The organism is Kluyvera chengduensis, assembly GCF_044197065.1.
GTDB lineage: Bacteria > Pseudomonadota > Gammaproteobacteria > Enterobacterales > Enterobacteriaceae > Kluyvera > Kluyvera ascorbata_C.
In genome coordinates this window covers 234,056-251,633 of the sequence record NZ_JBIQOI010000003.1, presented here as the reverse complement: position 1 = coordinate 251,633, position 17,578 = coordinate 234,056, and the positions used below count along the sequence as shown (strand labels likewise).

The following is a 17,578-nucleotide window of genomic DNA, read 5'->3' as shown; positions in this document are numbered from 1 at the left end:
AACGGCGATGTTTCAATTTCTCAAGGCTCCGGCTAACGCCCCGCGTATCACCGACAAGCAGGAAGTGGATGCGCAATACCGCTACTGGCGGCGGCATATCCTGCTGACCATCTGGCTTGGCTACGCGCTGTTTTACTTCACCCGCAAAAGCTTCAACGCCGCGGTGCCGGAAATTCTCACCACCGGCGTGCTGACCCGCAGCGATATCGGCCTGCTGGCGACGCTGTTTTACATCACCTATGGGCTGTCGAAGTTTATCTCCGGCATCGTCAGCGACCGCTCCAACGCCCGCTATTTTATGGGCATTGGGCTGATTGCCACCGGGGTGGTCAACATCCTGTTCGGTTTCTCCACTTCACTGTGGACCTTTGCCCTGCTGTGGGCGCTGAACGCCTTCTTCCAGGGCTGGGGCGCGCCAGTGTGCGCCCGCTTGCTCACCGCCTGGTACTCGCGCAACGAGCGCGGCGGCTGGTGGGCCATCTGGAATACCGCGCACAACGTCGGCGGGGCATTAATCCCAATCGTGATGGGGGCGGCGGCGCTGCACTACGGCTGGCGTGCGGGGATGACCATCGCTGGAACCCTGGCGATTGTGGTCGGCCTGTTTCTCTGCTGGCGGCTGCGCGACCGTCCGCAGACCATTGGTCTGCCGCCGATTGGCGACTGGCGGCACGACGAGCTGGAAATCGCCCAACAGCAGGAAGGGGCGGGTCTGACGCGCAAAGAGATCTTCACCCGCTACGTACTGCTCAACCCCTACATCTGGCTGCTGTCGCTGTGCTACGTGCTGGTGTACGTGGTGCGCGCGGCGATCAACGATTGGGGCAACCTGTACATGTCCGAGACGCTGGGCGTCGATCTGGTGACGGCGAACACCGCGGTAACCATGTTTGAGCTGGGCGGATTTATCGGCGCGCTGGTCGCGGGCTGGGGTTCGGACAAACTGTTCAACGGCAACCGTGGGCCGATGAACCTGATTTTCGCCGCCGGGATTTTGCTCTCGGTGGGCTCGCTGTGGCTGATGCCGTTCGCCAGCTACGTGATGCAGGCGGCGTGCTTCTTCACCACCGGGTTCTTCGTCTTCGGCCCGCAAATGCTCATCGGCATGGCGGCGGCGGAGTGCTCGCACAAAGAGGCGGCGGGCGCGGCCACCGGTTTTGTTGGCCTGTTTGCCTACCTCGGCGCGTCGCTCTCTGGCTGGCCGCTGGCGAAGGTGATGGAGGTGTGGCACTGGACCGGGTTCTTCGTGGTGATTGCCATTGCGGCGGGCATCTCGGCGCTGCTGCTGCTGCCGTTCTTAAACGCCCAGGCACCGCGAGAAGCGTGACCCGCTTCACCTTTCTAAGACGAATGGCGTAAAACTAGGAAATTTTCCCGGTTTCACCTGGACGGTGTCTCAGGCCAGACGCGTCGCTGATTTTTACAATACCGGCTATCACGCAGGTATAAAAATCAGGAGATACCCATGCTGGCCTTCTTAAACCAGGTGCGCAAGCCGACCCTGGATCTGCCGCTCGACGTGCGGCGCAAAATGTGGTTCAAACCGTTCATGCAGTCCTATCTGGTGGTCTTTATCGGCTACCTGACGATGTATCTGATTCGTAAGAACTTTAACATCGCGCAGAACGACATGATCTCCACCTACGGGCTGAGCATGACCCAGCTCGGGATGATTGGCCTCGGCTTCTCCATTACCTACGGCGTGGGTAAAACGCTGGTCTCCTACTACGCCGATGGCAAGAACACCAAGCAGTTCCTGCCGCTGATGCTAATCCTCTCCGCTATCTGTATGCTCGGCTTCAGCGCCAGCATGGGCCCGGGCTCAACCAGCCTGTTCCTGATGATTGCCTTCTACGGCCTGAGCGGTTTCTTCCAGAGTACCGGCGGCTCGTGCAGCTATTCGACCATCACCAAGTGGACGCCTCGCCGCAAGCGCGGTTCCTATCTCGGCATGTGGAATATCTCCCACAACCTCGGCGGCGCAGGTGCCGCAGGCGTAGCGCTGTTCGGCGCTAACGTTCTGTTCGACGGTCACGTCATCGGTATGTTTATCTTCCCGTCGATCATCGCGCTGATTGTGGGCTTTATCGGCCTGCGTTTTGGTAGCGACTCCCCGGAATCTTACGGCCTCGGCAAAGCGGAAGAGCTGTTCGGCGAAGAGATCAGCGAAGAGGACAAAGAGACCGAAGACAACGACATGACCAAGTGGCAGATCTTTGTTGAGTACGTGTTGAAAAACAAAGTTATTTGGCTGCTGTGCTTCTCCAATATCTTCCTGTACGTGGTACGTATCGGTATCGACCAGTGGTCTACGGTCTACGCTTTCCAGGAGCTGAAGCTCTCTAAAGAGGTGGCGATTCAGGGCTTTACCCTGTTTGAAGTTGGCGCGCTGGTGGGTACCCTGCTGTGGGGCTGGCTCTCCGACCTCGCCAACGGTCGTCGTGCGCTGGTGGCTTGCGTAGCGCTGGCTTTAATCATTGCGACGCTGGGCGTTTATCAGCATGCCAGCAACCAGTACGTCTATCTGGCGTCGCTGTTCGCCCTCGGTTTCCTGGTCTTCGGCCCGCAGCTGTTGATTGGCGTGGCAGCGGTAGGCTTCGTACCGAAAAAAGCGATCGGCGCGGCCGATGGTATCAAAGGCACCTTCGCTTACCTGATTGGCGACAGCTTCGCCAAGCTGGGCCTGGGGATGATTGCCGACGGTACGCCAATCTTCGGCCTCACCGGCTGGGCGGGCACCTTCGCCGCGCTGGATACCGCCGCTATCGGCTGTATCTGCCTGATGGCCATCGTCGCGGTATTTGAAGAACGTAAAATTCGCCGTGAGAAGAAGATTCAGCAGTTAAAAATGGCGTAAGTGTGTTTGGTAACTTCTTTGCCCGGTTCTGCACCGGGCTTTTTTATGCCTGTGGTTTGATGAGCGGTAGGCCGGATAAGGCGTTTACGCCGCCATCCGGCAATATGCGGCATGCTGCCGGATGGCGCTTCGCTTATCCGGCCTACAGTGCCTGCTGGCTGGTCTCATGCAGCAATTCGCGCAGCCACTGCTGCGCCGGGTCGCGATGCGTACGCTCGTGCCAGGCCATACTTTTGGTAAAACCGTGAATCGCCACCGGCGGCTCCTGCACGCAGATTGACGCGCGCGCGCTGGCAAGGCGGCTCGGCACCACGGCAATCATTTCGCTGACCGCCAGTACTTCCGGCAGCACCAGGAAGCTGCTTACCGATAGCCCGACCCGGCGCTTGCGGCCCACTTTTGCCAGCGCGTCATCGGTCACCCCCCAGAAACTCTCGCCCTCGTAAGAGACCAGAATATGCTCCAGCGCGCAGAAGCGGTCGAGGCTCAGCGGCGCTCGGGCATCGGGATGGTCGGCGCGCAGCATGCAGACGTAGCGCTCCTCGTACAGCGTGCGGCTGTGCAGGTCGCCCGGCGTGGTGCTGGGGGTCAGCAGCGCGAGGTCGATTTTCCCTTGCTCAAACTGTGCGGTGAGCCGCTCTGGCTCAACGGGGATCACCCGTACGCGAATCGTCGGCGCGCGCACCTTCAGCGCGGCGATAAACGGCACCACTACCGCTTTCAGCGCATAGTCGGTGGCGGCGAGGGTGAAGGTAAAGTCGGCGGTGAGCGGGTCGAACTGCGCGGGCCGTAGCAGCATGTTGATATCGTTCAGGATCTGTTTGACCACCGGCGCTAACTGCTGGGCGCGTAGCGTCGGCACCATGCCGTGCGGGGCGCGGATAAACAGCGGATCGCCAAAATTATCCCGCAGCCGGGTCAACATGCCGCTGACGGCAGGCTGGGTCAGCGACAGCCGCGCGGCTGCTCGCGTCACGCTGCGTTCATCGAGCAGCGCATCCAGCGTTTTCAGCAGGTTGAGGTCGAGGGTTCTGAGATCCGGTTTCATCGGCGGCTTCCTTCAGGGAGATAACGCACATTATGGCATGTTCGATTATCGACAGGGCGCAAAATCCCATTATTATGTCGGGGTTTAGCTAAGGTGAGAGCGTGCATGATCTGGTTGATTCTGGCCACCCTGGTGGTGGTGTTTGTAGTAGGATTTCGGATCCTGACCTCGGGTTCCCGACGGGCAATTCGCCGTCTCAGTGAGCGGCTCGGCATTACGCCAGAGCCGGTAGAGTCAATGGTAGATCAGCTAGGAAAAGCGCAGGGCGAAGCGTATTTACACTATCTGGAGCGGCCGAACGAAGCGCATTTGCAGAACGCGGCGCAGATGCTGCTTATCTGGCAGGTATGCATTGTCGACGGCAGCGAATCAAACATGCTGAGCTGGCACCGGCGGCTGCAAAAGGCCCGTCTGGCAGCGCCGATTACCGACGCCCAGGTGCGCCTGGCGCTGAGCTTCCTGCGCGAACTGGAGCCGGAAATCAGCGAGCTGAACGCCTTCCAGTACCGCTATAATGCGCTGTTCCATGATGAAAACGGCGTACACTGGCTGCATTGATATCACGTTTGGTGATGTTGTTTATCAATATTGATGATTATATTTATATCACTCCTGGGCGCATGATTTACCTCGTCAACACAATCACTCACGAGGTTCATCATGAAACAGTCCATGCAGCAAAGCGCAATCGTCTGGCCGGAAGGCTATCTGCCGGGTACCACCGACAACTTCGCCTCTAACGAAATCATCGTCAGCGGCCTGACCGCTAAACAGATTTGGGCGCAGCTTGACGACACCACGCTGTGGCCAACCTACTACAGCAACGTAGCGGATATTCATTTCCATGACGGCAGTGGCCCGATGCTGAGCGCCAACGCCCGCTTCCGTTTCTCTACCTTTGGCTTCCCGATTGAAGCGCAGATTACCGAATATGTTCCACCGGTCGACGGCGAAGCTGCACGCATAGCCTGGCACGGCTGGGCGGAAGGCGATGCCACAACCCGTCTGGATGTTATCCACGCCTGGCTGTTCGAAGACCTGCCCGGCAACCGCGTGCGCATCCTGACCCAGGAATCGCAGATTGGCGTCCCGGCGCAAGAACTGGCACGCACCGTGCCAAACCCGATGATTAACGGCCATCAGGAGTGGATCACCGGGCTGGTGAAATCGGCGCGTGGGGAGTGAGTTGTGAGTGCCGGATGGCGCTACGCTTATCCGGCCTACAAAAACCGCCGACCGTAGGCCGGATAAGGCGAAGCCGCCATCCGGCAGGCAGCGCTGGAATAGAAACTAATCACCGTAGCGAAGATGGAGCAGGCGGAAAACGATCCACGTTTGTCGACGCTGAGGCGTTACGTCGCTGCGCTCGGCAGTGAGATCAGCATTGATGTCACGCTGCCAACGGGAAAGAAGATAGCGTTTCATCTTTAACCGTTGCCAAAACGTTAAATCCATCACACTTAAAATGTTACACTGCGCACCCTTTCAGCAAAAACACCGCGCAGGTAACAAGAAATGAGTGAGCATAGTGAAGAGAAGCCCCGCACAGAGGGCGTTCTGCGGCCGAACTGGTCGGCGGTATTTGCCGTGGCGTTTTGTGTGGCCTGCCTGATTACCGTGGAATTTTTACCGGTCAGCCTGCTGACCCCGATGGCGGAAGATCTGGGCATTTCAGAAGGCGTGGCTGGCCAGTCGGTCACCGTGACGGCGTTTGTCGCCATGTTCTCCAGCCTGTTTGTCACCCAGATTATCGGCAGTCTCGATCGCCGCTACGTAGTGATTCTGTTCTCCATTCTGTTGACGCTTTCCTGCCTGCTGGTGTCGTTCGCCAACTCGTTTACGCTGCTGCTGATGGGACGCGCCTGTCTGGGTCTGGCGCTGGGCGGGTTCTGGGCGATGTCGGCCTCGCTGACGATGCGTCTGGTGCCAGCACGGACGGTACCGAAAGCACTGTCGGTTATCTTTGGCGCGGTCTCTATCGCGCTGGTGATTGCCGCGCCGCTGGGGAGTTTCCTGGGCGGTATTATTGGCTGGCGCAACGTGTTCAACGCCGCGGCGGTGATGGGCGTACTGTGTATTGTTTGGGTGGTGAAAGCGCTGCCATCGCTGCCGGGCGAACCGGCGCACCACAAGCAGAATATGTTTAGCCTGCTGCAACGTCCTGGCGTCATGGCGGGGATGATCGCCATCTTTATGTCCTTTGCCGGGCAGTTCGCCTTCTTCACCTATATTCGCCCAATTTATATGAATCTGGCAGGATTTGGCGTGGACGGCCTGACCTTAGTGCTGCTGAGCTTCGGGATTGCCAGCTTTGTCGGCACCTCGTTCTCGGCGGTTATCCTGAAACATTCGGTTAAGCTGGCGCTGGCCGGTGCGCCGCTGATCCTGGCGATAAGCGCGCTGGTGCTGGCGCTGTGGGGAAGCGAAAAGGCGGTGGCGGCAGGCATTGCCATTATCTGGGGGCTGGCGTTCGCGCTGGTGCCAGTGGGCTGGTCGACGTGGATCACCCGTTCGCTGGCTGACCAGGCGGAGAAAGCCGGTTCGATTCAGGTAGCGGTTATCCAGTTGGCGAATACCTGCGGTGCGGCCATTGGCGGTTTAGCGCTGGACCGTCTGGGGCTGACGTCGCCGCTGATGATTTCCGGGGCGCTGATGCTGCTGACCGCGCTGCTGGTGACGGTGAAGGTGCGGATTCGATAACGTTGTTGCCGGATGGCGGCGTAAACGCCTATCCGGCCGACGTATCTGCTGAATAATCTTGTAGCCCGGCCAAGCGAAGCGCCGCCGGGAACGGCGCCGATGTTACCTGTTTACGGGCGTTCGCCCTTCGACAGACGCGTATTAATCTCGGCAATCACGCCAGGTAAATCCGCCAGCGAATCCACCACGTAATGCGCCCCGGCGGCATACAGCTTGCTGGCGGCGTGCTCGCGGCGGGTGGCAATCTCTGTAACGCTCATCGCCTGATACTCCTCCCACGTCGCCCCGAACTCATTGCCCGACACCGCCAGGCCCACGGTCCACATTCCGGCATTCAGCCCTTCGGTAATGCCCGGCGCGGCATCGTCTACCTTCACGCAGTGGCTCACCGCATCGATACCGAGCGTAATCACGTTTTGCAGCGCCATCCACGGCCCCGGACGCCCGCCCGCGGCGAGATCGTCGGTGGCGACCCAACAATCCGGCGCGTAGCCGTGCTCGGCGGCGGCAGGTACCAGGCGCTCCATCACCGCGCGCGGGTAGCCAGAGCAGGAGCCAATCTTAATTCCCGCGTTACGCAGTGCCGCAATCGTGTCGATAACCCCGGCGATTGGCGCGGAAAAATCGACAACTTTGGCAATTTGCAGGGGCATAAAGGTGGCATAAATCTCATCGATATCCGCCGCGTTCATGGCACGGCCAAATTTTGCCTGCCAGCGGGCATCGACGGACGGCAGTTTGCCCAGCGCTTCAATATGCTGCCACTTGCCAAGCCCCATCGGCACGCGCGCTTCGGCGAGGGTTATCTCCACGCCAAACGCGCGGCGAAAAGCCTCGACGAAAATCTGCGTCGGCGCGAAGGAGCCAAAATCGACGGTGGTACCCGCCCAATCGAGAATAACGGCGTTAATACGGTTCATGATGGCTCCTTATTTTGTCCAGTACATCGCATGGCGAACGGCGGTCAGCAGGGCGGCGATATCGGTGTCGTACACTTCGCCAATGTTGCCAATACGGAAGCAATCGCTCTGCGATACCTTCCCCGGATAGATAACAAACCCCTGATCTTTCAGGCGGCTATAAAATGCTTTAAAGCGGTACTGCGGGTCTTCTGGAGAATAAAACGCGGTGATGATCGGTGAATGCAGCGCGTCGTCCAGCAGGGGGGTAAAGCCCAGCTCCCGCATACCGGCGACCAGGCTGCGCTGGTTTTGCTGATAGCGCTGATAGCGCGCCGCCACGCCGCCTTCTTCTGCCAGCTCTTTCAGCGCCTGCGCAAACGCCAGCACGGTATGAGTTGGCGAGGTGAATCGCCATTTGCCGTGGTTATCTTCCATGCAGCGCCACTGGGCGTAGAGATCCAGCGACAGCGAGCGAGAGCGGCCTTTGCACGCGGTAAGTTTATCCGTGCGGGCAATCACGAAGGCAAAGCCCGGCACGCCCTGAATGCATTTGTTGGCGGAGCTGATCAGGAAATCGATATTCAGCTCGGCAATATCCATCGGAATACCGCCGAAGCTGCTCATCGCGTCCACAATGTAGGTTTTACCGTACTGACGGGCCAGCGCGCCGACCTCGTCAATTGGGTTGAGCATCCCGGTGGTGGTTTCGCTATGCACCATCGCTATATGGGTGATCGCCGGGTCGTCCTTGAGGATCTGCTCGATCGTCTGCACATTCGGGCGGGAAACTTCGCCGCAATCATAGGCGTGATGGGCGATATCCATCATTCCCGCCATCTCGACCATGCGAGCACCATAGGCACCGTTGCTGACAATCAGCACCTTATCCTGCTTGCTGAGCGCGCTGCCGAGTACCGCTTCCACGGCGTAGCTGCCGCTGCCCTGCAGGAGCACAGAGGTGAAGCCGTCAGAGGTGGTTGCCAGTTTAGTCAGCTGCTGGCGGATAGATTCCACCACGCCGATATTGTAATCATCGTCCCAGGTGCAGCTATCGAACAGCATCGCTTCTTTCACGGTGCGTGAGGTGGTCAGTGGGCCGGGGGTCAGCAGCAGATAGTTACGCGAAGTCATGTTATTTACCTTTGGTCTATACCAGATTTGCATTTATCATGACGATCTTTTCGGCAAAGGGTCAAAGGGAAAATGGCTCTGCAACAAAAAATTCATCTGCGTCTGTATAATGGCGGCAGTGAAAAGTGACAGCGAGTGACTATGAAAGCGATTCCGGGCGATATCCCACAGTACCTGTTGATCAAGGCGCAGCTGCAGGCGCGCATCCAGAGCGGTGCGTTGAAAAGCGGCGATAAGCTGCCGTCTGAACGCGAACTGTGCGCGATCTTCAACACCACGCGCATCACCATTCGCGAAAGTCTGGCGCAGCTTGAGGCCAGCGGGCTTATCTGGCGCGCCGACCGCCGCGGCTGGTTTGTCACGCCGGAACGCCTGTGGCTGGACCCGACCCAGAACACCAACTTCCACAAGCTGTGCCGCGAGCAGGGCCGTGAGCCAAAAACCGCGCTGCTGAGCGGCGTGCTGACCACCGTGCCGGTGGAGGCGATGGAGCCGTTACAGCTCCAGCCGTTTGACCAGATCTACCTGCTGACCCGTCTGCGCTACGCCGACGGTCGCGCGGTGTGCTACAGCGAAAACCACTGTCTGCCCGCCCGCGTACCGGAGCTGTTGCAGTACGATCTCAACGGCAGCCTGACCGAGGTGTACGAGTCGCACTACAACCTTGTCTATACCAGCATGCACCTGTCGTTCTACCCGACCGCCATGCCAGCGCAGGCCGCGCAGGCGATGGGGGTGATGGAAGGGCGCCCGGCGCTGCTGTTACGCCGCCTTAACTACGATCAGCACGGGCGGGTGCTCGATCTGGATATCGAATACTGGCGTCACGATAGCTTGCGTATTGAGGTGGATACCCACTAACCGCCGTTTGCCGGATGGCGTCGCTGCGCGCCTTATCCGGCCTACAAATCGCACCGCCCATACAAATTGTACCGTCCTGTAGGCCGGATAAGCGCAGCGCCATCCGGCATTCAACAAATCCTTCATCGTATTGTCACAAAAGCCGTTTAGCGTAAAAAGCAAATCTGGTATAGGCCAGAAACACAAAACGCACGCTATGAGGCTATAACGATGAAACTTTCCCGACTTGCTCTGCTGTCTGTTTTCGCTCTCGCCAGCGCCCCGTCATGGGCGGAATCGGTGGTCACGGTTTACTCTATCGACGGCCTGCACGACGGCGACAACAGCTGGTATCAGGCGCAGTTCGACGCGTTCACCAAAGCGACCGGCATTACCGTACGCTACGTTGAAGGCGGCGGCGGCGTGGTGGTGGAGCGCCTGGCGAAAGAGCGCACCAACCCGCAGGCCGACGTGCTGGTGACCGCGCCGCCGTTCATTCAGCGCGCCGCGTCTGAAAAACTGCTGGCGAGCTTTAAAACCGACGCCGCCACCGCAATTCCGGATGCCAACGACCTCTACTCGCCGCTGGTGAAGAACTACTTGAGCTTTATCTACAACGGCAAGGTGCTGAAAACCGCTCCGGCTACCTGGCAGAACCTGCTCGATGGTCAGTTCAAGAACAAGCTGCAGTACTCCACCCCAGGCCAGGCCGCTGACGGCACGGCAGTAATGCTGCAGGCTTTCCACAGCTTCGGCAGCAAAGACGCCGGGTTTGATTATCTCGGCAAACTGCAGGCCAACAACGTCGGGCCATCCGCCTCCACCGGTAAGCTGACCGCGCTGGTCAATAAAGGCGAACTGTATGTGGCGAACGGTGACCTGCAAATGAACCTCGCGCAGATGGAACGTAACCCGAACGTGAAAATCTTCTGGCCGGCCAACGACAAAGGCGAGCGCAGCGCGCTGGCGATCCCGTACGTGGTTGGCTTAGTCCAGGGCGCGCCGCAGAGTGAAAACGGCAAAAAGCTGATTAACTTCCTGCTGAGCAAAGAGGCGCAAACCAGCGTCAGCGCGCTCTCCTGGGGGATGCCGGTGCGCAGCGACGTGACGCCGAGTGACGATCACTATAAAGCGGCCACCGCGGCGATGGCGGGCGTGCAGAGCTGGCAGCCAAACTGGGATGACGTCGCCGTCTCGCTGTCGGCCGACATCTCCCGCTGGCATAAAGTGACCGAAAGCGAGTAAGCCTGATGCTGATGAAAACGACCGCCGTTTCTGCCCCTGCGATGCAGGGAACCTCGGGGATTGTCCTCGACTCGCTGCGCGTGGCGTACCACGGCAACGTGGTGCTTAAACCGCTCTCTTTGACGATTGAACCCGGCGAAGTGCTGGCGCTGATTGGCCCTTCCGGCTCCGGAAAAACCACGGTGCTGCGCGCGGTGGCGGGCTTTGTCCAGCCTGCGGGCGGCCGCATTCTCATCGGCGATACGGATGTGACCCAGTTACCGCCTTACCAGCGTGGGCTGGCGATGGTAGTACAGAACTACGCGCTGTTCCCGCATATGAAGGTGGAAGATAACGTCGCCTTTGGCCTGCGAGCACAAAAACAGCCCAAGGCACTGATTAATGATCGCGTAACCCAGGCGCTGAAAACGGTCGGCATGAGCGATTATGCCACCCGTTATCCGCACCAGCTTTCCGGCGGCCAGCAGCAGCGCGTGGCCATTGCCCGCGCCATTGCCGTGCGCCCACGGGTGCTGTTACTGGATGAGCCACTCTCGGCGCTGGACGCGCAGATTCGCCACAACATGGTGGAAGAGATAGCTCGCCTGCACCGCGAACTGCCGGAACTGACCATCCTCTACGTTACCCACGACCAGACCGAAGCGCTCACCCTGGCGGATAAAATCGGCATCATGAAGGACGGCTCGATGATCGCCCACGGCGAAACCCGCGCGCTGTACCGTCACCCGCCGAACCGTTTTGCCGCCGAGTTTTTAGGGCGTGCCAATATTCTCTCCGCCACTGCGCTAGGCATCACGGATGCGCCGGGGCTGGTGGACGTGAGCTGCGGCGGCACGGTGGTCCGCGCCTTTAGCCAGGGCAGCCATCATGGTCACAACAAGCTGCTGTGCATTCGCCCGCAGCACCTGAGCCTGACGCCACGCTCTGCCGTCAGCAACCGTTTTAACGCTACGCTGCAATCGGTGCACTGGCAGGGGGATCTCACCCATTTGCTGTGCGACGTGGCGGGCGAGGCGGTGCGCATTGTGCTGACACACGTGGACCCGCTACCGAAGCCCAGCGACAAGCTGGCGCTGTGGTTCGAGCCCGATGATGCGGTTTTGATTGAGGTATAACGATGTCGCTCTCTCTGACCCAGACCAAACCGCTGCCCAATCTGCGCCCGCTATTATGGCTGCTGTTGCCGCTGCTGGTGCTGACCACGCTGTTCTTCTGGCCGCTGTCGCTGATCGTCGAGCAGGCGCTGCGCGACGCCAACGGCAACGTCGGGCTGGACACCTTCTGGCAGGTGGTGGAATCCCGGCGCTTTGTTAGCGCGCTGATGAACACCCTGCAAATTGCGCTGACCGCCACCGCCGGCTGTCTGCTGCTGGGCAGCGTGCTGTCGCTGATTCTGGTGTTTATTCCGTTTCCCGGCAGCGAACTGATTGGCCGGGTGGTAGACACCTTTATCGCGCTGCCCACCTTCCTGATAACGCTGGCCTTCACCTTTATTTATGGCTCGGCGGGACTGCTTAACGGCACGCTGATGCACCTGTTCGCCTTCGATCTGCCGCCGGTCGATTTTCTCTATTCGATGCAGGGGGTGATTCTGGCGGAGATCACCGTCTTCACGCCGCTGGTGATGCGCCCGCTGATGGCGGCGCTGCGCCAGATTGATAAAAGCCAGCTTGAGGCGGCCAGCATTCTCGGTGCGCACCCGCTGCGGGTGATTGCGCAGGTGATTTTCCCGGCGGCGCTCCCCGCGCTGATGGCGGGCGGCAGCCTGTGTCTGCTGCTGACCACCAACGAATTCGGCATCGTGCTGTTTATCGGCGCGAAAGGGGTCAATACGCTGCCGATGATGGTGTACAGCAAAGCGATTCTGGAGTCTGACTACAGCGTCGCCTGCATGATCGCATTAATTAATATTGTGCTGTCGCTGGGGCTGTTCTTGCTCTACCGCCTGGCGGCGGCGCGCACGGGCGTTAGGAGCTAACCATGTTGATTTGGTCGCGCAAAGGGCGCGTCGCGGCGGGCGTGGTAGCCACCGCGCTTGCCAGCGTCTTCTTTTTCCTGCCGCTGGCGGTGATTTTAATGTCCAGCCTGAGCCAGCAGTGGAACGGCATTCTGCCGAGCGGCTTCACGCTGAACCACTTTGTGAATGCCTTTCGCGGCGCGGCGTGGGATGCGCTGCTCGCCAGCCTGATCATCGGCTTTTGCGCCAGCCTGTTTGCGCTGCTGTGCGGCGTCTGGGCAGCGCTGGCGCTGCGCCAATACAGCGGTAAAGTGCAAAAAGGGCTGAGTATGCTGTTCTATTTGCCGAGCGCGATCCCTTCGGTTTCCGTCGGGCTTGGGATTCTGGTGGCCTTCAGCCAGGGGCCGCTACAGATGAACGGCACGCTGTGGATTGTACTGGTGGCGCACTTTGTGCTGATCTCGGCCTTCACCTTCAGCAACGTTTCCACCGGGCTGGCGCGGGTGTCTGCCGATATTGAAAATGTCGCTTCTAGCCTTGGCGCTTCGCCGTGGTACCGCCTACGCCACGTGACGCTGCCGCTGCTGATGCCGTGGATGGTCTCGGCGCTAGCGCTGAGCCTTTCGCTGTCGATGGGGGAGCTGGGGGCAACGATGATGATCTACCCGCCGGGATGGACCACGCTGCCGGTGGCTATCTTTAGCCTCACCGATCGCGGCAATATCGCCGACGGCGCGGCGCTGACTATCGTGCTGGTGGCGATGACGCTGCTGTTGATGATGAAGCTGGAGCGCGTGGCAAAGCGGTTGGGGCAGAAATAAAAACCCTCACCCCAGCCCTCTCCCTTAAAAAGGGAGAGGGAGCACATCGGTGCCGCTGGTTAGCTCGGCAGAAAAATTCTGCACAACACGGTCCCCTCGCCCCTTTGGGGAGAGGGTTAGGGTGAGGGGAATAGAGGGCACATAACCAAAAAAGGTCCCCTCTCCCCCTTTAGAGAGAAGGTGAGAGTGAGGGGCGTATGTTGGCTCGAAAGTCAAACCCTCACCCCAACCCTCCCCGTAAAAGGGGAGAGAGGGTTTATCACGCTAGCTTAGAACCAGGCTTCAAACATTCCGCCGAAATTCAGCGAATCCAGCTGCTCGTCCTGCGTTCCGTTCACCTTCGCCGTACGCTTGTTATCAACCTGACCACCGGTCACGTAGAAGCGCAGCATTGGGCGGAATTCCGGCCCCATACCAATCGCGATGTTCTGCGACAGCGTCAGCTTCCAGCCGTGGTTATCACCGCCCTGATCGTAATCTACGCGCTGGTAGCCCGCTTCCAGCCAGGTGGAGTGCACGTCGTTCCAGAAGTACATTGGACGCACGATAGCACCGTAGTTTTTACGATTGTCGGTGTTGTCTTTGCTGTTGTCGTAATCGTGGAAGGCCAACAGGTATTCCACCTGCGCCTGCTGGGTAAATTTATAGTTACCTTCGAAGCTGGCGTAGATAGCGGTCAGCCCGTCGGTTTTGTTGAATACGCTGTTATCCGAGTTATCGGAGTAGCGCAGGATAACCTTGTTCACGCCGCTGTCATCGCTGTTGGTGTGGCTTAACAGCAGGCCGCCCTGCCAGGCATCCAGCTGCTGATCGTTATCCACCGCTTTGGAGTCGAAGCCGTAGTTAGCGTAGACCTCAACGTCAATCGGGCCCGCTTTGATGTTGTGGGTTTTGGTGGTCAGCGCGTAGTGGCCGTCGTCACCGGTATCTGAGCTACCGGTACAGGTGATGCGAGATGGGTTGGACTCATCGGCCATCACTTCCGGGCTACAGGATTTCACCTGCGACACGGTAGCGACGTCGAACTGCACGCCGCCAACGTCGAAGTTTTTCACCCCTGCGCCCTGGCCGTCGTGGTTCATCCAGAAGTAGTCGTTGATACCCTGTTGTGGACGCTGGTGGAAGTCGCGGCCCGCCCAGATATAGGCGTTAGGGTTAGATTCCAGCACGTTGGTCACGCCAACGTAGGCTTTTTTCAGGTTAACTTCGTCACTCCAGTGGTCGAACATGACGTTGATATCCCAGATAGCGCCTTTGCTGCTCTTAAAGGCTTTGGTTAACTGGAATTCACCGCCGTTGCCTTCGTTACCCAGACGACCGATCGCCGAGGCACCGTTATAGGAGCCGTCCACGCCGACGTATTTCTGATCGCCAGCCTGGAAGTGTGCGCCGTAGCGCGCGTAGCCGCTGAACTTCAGACCAAACGGCACCGCCATGTCTGGGGTCTGTGCGGCGCTTTGTGGGTTAGTTTCCAGATCCACCTTTTTAGCCTGGGCGGCATCCATTTTGGCCTGGCGGTCAGCCAGGGCTTTATCGACGGCCTTGGCCACAATGGCGTCGATTTGTTCCTGAGTAAACTCTTGTGCCATTACAGAGGAAAGCGGGCAAAGTGCGGCAATAACCGCGATAGCTAAAGGAAGTTTTTTTACAGTTTTCATGGTTATCTCAAATTAATTAATTATATTTTCAGACAATAACCATCCCGTTCAGGTGGATATTCGCTATCGCCACCAGAACAAGCTGATTTTATATTTTATCGCGTAGGGTACAATTAAATCATTAGCGTGATTAACGTCTCCGTAGTTAAATTAAATTAAATATTAACGTTGATACAGATGAATAATTTCTTCCGAAAGTTCACGAGCAAGTAATGAATTCATTAAGTGATCCTGCGCGTGAACCATGATTAAGGTCATGGGCTGCCGCGCTTCACCTGCATCCTGCTCGATAAGCTTTGTTTGCATATGGTGCGCCTGACGGGCGTAGCCGTCGGCTTCCCGCAGGAGATTTCTGGCTTCCTCCATTTCGCCCTGACGCGCGGCGTGCAGCGCTTCAAAACAGAGCGACCTGGACTGGCCTGCGTTAATGATTATTTCCATTACCGCGTCCTCTAACCTAACCATAATAAGATCCCCTAACTATTTAAAGTCATCATAAGAACAGGGCGGAAATAATATATTAGTGCTTAATGTTAAATTAATTTTATTTAACTAACGGTTTCCGCTAATGGCGATGCTGCTTTTAATTTCTGCTCTTCAGTCTTCATTAATGAACGCTCGTAGGCGCGCAGGAATGGTAAATACATGGCCGCAGAGATCAGCATACAGATAACGCACATCACTACCGGACTTAACGCCCAGTTTGCCGCCCAGGAAGCACCGATAGGCGCAGGCGTGGTCCACGGCGTCAGCGAAACCACCTGTGCCAACCAGCCGAGACGGGTAGCGGTATAGGCGAGAACGGCGTTAACCATTGGAATGCAGACAAACGGAATAAACATCATCGGGTTCATAATAATCGGCGCGCCGAACAGAATCGGTTCGTTGATATTAAAGAAGCTTGGGACGACGCCCATTTTACCGATGGTACGCAGGTGCGCGACACGGCTACGCAGCAGCAGGAACGCCAGCGGTAAGGTACAGCCTACGCCGCCAATCAGCAGGTAGTGATCCCAGAAACCTTGCAGGTAGACATGCGGCAGAACGGTACCCGCCGCCAGCGCGGCCTGGTTGGCGGAGAGGTTCGCCATCCAGAATGGGTTCATGATCCCGGTGACAATCAGCGAGCCGTGGATCCCGGCGAACCAGAAAATCTGGCACATCAGTACTGACAGCAGAATTGCAGGCAGGGAGTCAGAAGCAGAAACCAGCGGTGCCAGTACGTGCATAATTGCCTGCGGCAGAATCATACCGGTCTGCGCTTCAATGAACAGGTTCAGCGGGTGCAGCGTACCAATCACCACCAGAACCGGAATCAGGATCTCAAAGGAACGCGCCACGCCGGTCGGGACTTCTTTCGGCAAACGAATGGTGACGTTGTTCTGCTTAAGCCAGGCGTACACGCGAGTGGAGTAAATCGCGGTAATCAGCGCAGTGAAAATCCCCTGACCAGACAGATACTGGGTGGAAATCTTGCCGTCTGCGTACGGCGCGGCAACCAGCAGGAAGGCCATAAACGCCAGCAGGCCGGACATCACCGGGTCGAGGTTAAACTGACGACCGAGGCTTGCCCCGATACCGACGGAGATAAAGAAGGTCATCACGCCCATGCTGAGGTTAAACGGCAGCATCAGCTGATCGCGATAGTGAGCGGAGAAATCGAGCCAGCCGCGGGCAAAACCGTTGGTCGTATCCGGTGAGAACGGCGGGAAAATAAACACCAGCATGAACGAGCCGATTATCATAAACGGCAGCGCGGCGGTAAAACCATCGCGAATGGCGATGACATATTTTTGCTGTCCGAGACGGCCAGCCAGCGGGGTAATGGATTGCTCAATAACGGCAACCATAGATTGATAAAGAGAACTCATTTGGAAACCCTTTTAGTGCGCTGCGGAAATCAGCGACAGAGCGTAATCGAGTACTTTGTCACCCCGTTGCATTCCGTAGTCCATGGTATCAATTGCCTGGACGGGAATATTTTGGGTGGCGGCCTTTTCTGACAAACTTTTTAACATGTACTTCACCTGCGGACCCAGTAACACCACCTGATATTGCGGGTACTGGATGTCAAATTCGGACACGCCATAGGCATCAATTTTCACCGGCAAGTCCCGTTCTTTCGCGGCTTCCACCATTTTTCTGACCAGCATACTGGTCGACATTCCGGCGGAGCAGCAGAGCATAATTTTGTACATCTATGACCATCCTCTAAATGTAAAAAGTTGTTGCGATTGTGATTTGATATGAAACTGAAACCGGTTTCTATTCATAAAACTTAGAACTGTGATATTCATCAATTTCTCATGCTTATGAGACTAATTATTTCGTCCTGGCTCACAAAAAATTGTCGTTTTGAGACTAAATGGACATCAAATGGATAATCGGTTTCCATGAAAAAAAGGAAACGGATATACTA

General features: G+C 57.7%; 17 protein-coding genes and 1 pseudogene. 11 read left to right on the top strand and 7 right to left on the bottom strand.

Annotated elements, in window-relative coordinates:
• Positions 1-7 precede the first annotated feature (7 nt).
• Positions 8-1,327 carry an MFS transporter gene (uhpC, locus tag ACH1XZ_RS12160; RefSeq protein ID WP_395595777.1) on the top strand — a complete coding sequence of 440 codons (1,320 nt, stop codon included), beginning with the start codon at positions 8-10 and terminating at the stop codon, positions 1,325-1,327.
• Positions 1,328-1,465: 138 nt separating this feature from the next.
• Entirely contained in the window at positions 1,466-2,857 is a 1,392-nt protein-coding gene (uhpT, locus tag ACH1XZ_RS12155) for a hexose-6-phosphate:phosphate antiporter (RefSeq protein ID WP_395595776.1), read from the top strand.
• A gap of 142 nt (positions 2,858-2,999) precedes the next feature.
• On the opposite strand, the gene ACH1XZ_RS12150 is transcribed toward uhpT, so the two are convergent.
• The gene (locus ACH1XZ_RS12150; RefSeq protein ID WP_395595775.1) at positions 3,000-3,905 is read right to left on the bottom strand and encodes a LysR family transcriptional regulator; all 906 of its coding nucleotides are present in this window, start codon (positions 3,903-3,905) and stop codon (positions 3,000-3,002) included.
• A 105-nt stretch (positions 3,906-4,010) separates the two neighbouring features.
• Here ACH1XZ_RS12150 and ACH1XZ_RS12145 point away from each other — a divergent pair, with 105 nt between their 5' ends.
• From ACH1XZ_RS12145 to nepI, 4 genes and pseudogenes are all read left to right on the top strand, one after another.
• Positions 4,011-4,463 carry a DUF1198 family protein gene (locus ACH1XZ_RS12145; protein ID WP_395595774.1) on the top strand — a complete coding sequence of 151 codons (453 nt, stop codon included), beginning with the start codon at positions 4,011-4,013 and terminating at the stop codon, positions 4,461-4,463.
• Between the two features lie 114 nt (positions 4,464-4,577).
• A complete protein-coding gene (locus ACH1XZ_RS12140; RefSeq protein WP_333498243.1) occupies positions 4,578-5,090 on the top strand; it encodes an SRPBCC family protein in 513 nt (170 codons plus the stop codon).
• Positions 5,091-5,201: 111 nt separating this feature from the next.
• Positions 5,202-5,336: pseudogene (locus ACH1XZ_RS12135) on the top strand (helix-turn-helix domain-containing protein); the annotation flags it as partial.
• Between the two features lie 84 nt (positions 5,337-5,420).
• Positions 5,421-6,605: a purine ribonucleoside efflux pump NepI gene (gene nepI / locus ACH1XZ_RS12130; protein ID WP_395595773.1), complete on the top strand. Its 1,185-nt coding sequence runs from the start codon at positions 5,421-5,423 to the stop codon at positions 6,603-6,605.
• A 110-nt stretch (positions 6,606-6,715) separates the two neighbouring features.
• Here the strand turns inward: nepI and phnX are convergent, their stop codons facing one another.
• Entirely contained in the window at positions 6,716-7,525 is an 810-nt protein-coding gene (gene phnX, locus ACH1XZ_RS12125; RefSeq protein WP_395595772.1) for a phosphonoacetaldehyde hydrolase, read from the bottom strand.
• Between the two features lie 9 nt (positions 7,526-7,534).
• On the bottom strand, positions 7,535-8,638 hold the full coding sequence (gene phnW / locus ACH1XZ_RS12120; protein ID WP_395595771.1) for a 2-aminoethylphosphonate--pyruvate transaminase: 1,104 nt from the start codon (positions 8,636-8,638) through the stop codon (positions 7,535-7,537).
• A 141-nt stretch (positions 8,639-8,779) separates the two neighbouring features.
• Between phnW and phnR the strand changes: the two genes are divergently transcribed.
• The 5 genes from phnR (at position 8,780) to phnV (ending at position 13,501) form a co-directional block, all read left to right on the top strand.
• Complete coding sequence (phnR, locus tag ACH1XZ_RS12115) at positions 8,780-9,499, top strand: phosphonate utilization transcriptional regulator PhnR (protein WP_395595770.1); 720 nt, start codon at positions 8,780-8,782, stop codon at positions 9,497-9,499.
• A 210-nt stretch (positions 9,500-9,709) separates the two neighbouring features.
• Entirely contained in the window at positions 9,710-10,723 is a 1,014-nt protein-coding gene (gene phnS, locus ACH1XZ_RS12110; RefSeq protein WP_395595769.1) for a 2-aminoethylphosphonate ABC transporter substrate-binding protein, read from the top strand.
• A 5-nt stretch (positions 10,724-10,728) separates the two neighbouring features.
• Positions 10,729-11,838, top strand: coding sequence for a 2-aminoethylphosphonate ABC transport system ATP-binding subunit PhnT (phnT, locus tag ACH1XZ_RS12105; protein WP_395595768.1), 1,110 nt, complete (start codon positions 10,729-10,731; stop codon positions 11,836-11,838).
• A 2-nt stretch (positions 11,839-11,840) separates the two neighbouring features.
• Positions 11,841-12,701 (top strand): 2-aminoethylphosphonate ABC transporter permease subunit, encoded by an 861-nt coding sequence (phnU, locus tag ACH1XZ_RS12100; RefSeq protein ID WP_395595767.1) that lies wholly within the window; start codon positions 11,841-11,843, stop codon positions 12,699-12,701.
• A gap of 2 nt (positions 12,702-12,703) precedes the next feature.
• On the top strand, positions 12,704-13,501 hold the full coding sequence (gene phnV, locus ACH1XZ_RS12095; RefSeq protein WP_395595766.1) for a 2-aminoethylphosphonate ABC transport system, membrane component PhnV: 798 nt from the start codon (positions 12,704-12,706) through the stop codon (positions 13,499-13,501).
• A gap of 269 nt (positions 13,502-13,770) precedes the next feature.
• Here the strand turns inward: phnV and ACH1XZ_RS12090 are convergent, their stop codons facing one another.
• The 4 genes from ACH1XZ_RS12090 to ACH1XZ_RS12075 form a co-directional block, all read right to left on the bottom strand.
• Positions 13,771-15,159, bottom strand: coding sequence for a carbohydrate porin (locus ACH1XZ_RS12090; RefSeq protein ID WP_395595765.1), 1,389 nt, complete (start codon positions 15,157-15,159; stop codon positions 13,771-13,773).
• Positions 15,160-15,321: 162 nt separating this feature from the next.
• Positions 15,322-15,624, bottom strand: coding sequence for a PTS lactose/cellobiose transporter subunit IIA (locus ACH1XZ_RS12085; RefSeq protein WP_147281519.1), 303 nt, complete (start codon positions 15,622-15,624; stop codon positions 15,322-15,324).
• A gap of 83 nt (positions 15,625-15,707) precedes the next feature.
• Positions 15,708-17,030: a PTS sugar transporter subunit IIC gene (locus ACH1XZ_RS12080; RefSeq protein WP_395595764.1), complete on the bottom strand. Its 1,323-nt coding sequence runs from the start codon at positions 17,028-17,030 to the stop codon at positions 15,708-15,710.
• A gap of 12 nt (positions 17,031-17,042) precedes the next feature.
• The gene (locus tag ACH1XZ_RS12075; protein ID WP_395595763.1) at positions 17,043-17,357 is read right to left on the bottom strand and encodes a PTS sugar transporter subunit IIB; all 315 of its coding nucleotides are present in this window, start codon (positions 17,355-17,357) and stop codon (positions 17,043-17,045) included.
• Positions 17,358-17,578: the final 221 nt, after the last annotated feature.

What these genes read in the sequence shown, in the direction of transcription:
- uhpC (WP_395595777.1), top strand. Translation starts at nt 8, where the DNA reads ATGTTTCAATTTCTCAAGGCTCCGGCTAACGCCCCGCGTATCACCGAC.
- uhpT (WP_395595776.1), top strand. Translation starts at nt 1,466, where the DNA reads ATGCTGGCCTTCTTAAACCAGGTGCGCAAGCCGACCCTGGATCTGCCG.
- ACH1XZ_RS12150 (WP_395595775.1), bottom strand. Translation starts at nt 3,905, where the DNA reads ATGAAACCGGATCTCAGAACCCTCGACCTCAACCTGCTGAAAACGCTG.
- ACH1XZ_RS12145 (WP_395595774.1), top strand. Translation starts at nt 4,011, where the DNA reads ATGATCTGGTTGATTCTGGCCACCCTGGTGGTGGTGTTTGTAGTAGGA.
- ACH1XZ_RS12140 (WP_333498243.1), top strand. Translation starts at nt 4,578, where the DNA reads ATGCAGCAAAGCGCAATCGTCTGGCCGGAAGGCTATCTGCCGGGTACC.
- nepI (WP_395595773.1), top strand. Translation starts at nt 5,421, where the DNA reads ATGAGTGAGCATAGTGAAGAGAAGCCCCGCACAGAGGGCGTTCTGCGG.
- phnX (WP_395595772.1), bottom strand. Translation starts at nt 7,525, where the DNA reads ATGAACCGTATTAACGCCGTTATTCTCGATTGGGCGGGTACCACCGTC.
- phnW (WP_395595771.1), bottom strand. Translation starts at nt 8,638, where the DNA reads ATGACTTCGCGTAACTATCTGCTGCTGACCCCCGGCCCACTGACCACC.
- phnR (WP_395595770.1), top strand. Translation starts at nt 8,780, where the DNA reads ATGAAAGCGATTCCGGGCGATATCCCACAGTACCTGTTGATCAAGGCG.
- phnS (WP_395595769.1), top strand. Translation starts at nt 9,710, where the DNA reads ATGAAACTTTCCCGACTTGCTCTGCTGTCTGTTTTCGCTCTCGCCAGC.
- phnT (WP_395595768.1), top strand. Translation starts at nt 10,729, where the DNA reads ATGCTGATGAAAACGACCGCCGTTTCTGCCCCTGCGATGCAGGGAACC.
- phnU (WP_395595767.1), top strand. Translation starts at nt 11,841, where the DNA reads ATGTCGCTCTCTCTGACCCAGACCAAACCGCTGCCCAATCTGCGCCCG.
- phnV (WP_395595766.1), top strand. Translation starts at nt 12,704, where the DNA reads ATGTTGATTTGGTCGCGCAAAGGGCGCGTCGCGGCGGGCGTGGTAGCC.
- ACH1XZ_RS12090 (WP_395595765.1), bottom strand. Translation starts at nt 15,159, where the DNA reads ATGAAAACTGTAAAAAAACTTCCTTTAGCTATCGCGGTTATTGCCGCA.
- ACH1XZ_RS12085 (WP_147281519.1), bottom strand. Translation starts at nt 15,624, where the DNA reads ATGGTTAGGTTAGAGGACGCGGTAATGGAAATAATCATTAACGCAGGC.
- ACH1XZ_RS12080 (WP_395595764.1), bottom strand. Translation starts at nt 17,030, where the DNA reads ATGAGTTCTCTTTATCAATCTATGGTTGCCGTTATTGAGCAATCCATT.
- ACH1XZ_RS12075 (WP_395595763.1), bottom strand. Translation starts at nt 17,357, where the DNA reads ATGTACAAAATTATGCTCTGCTGCTCCGCCGGAATGTCGACCAGTATG.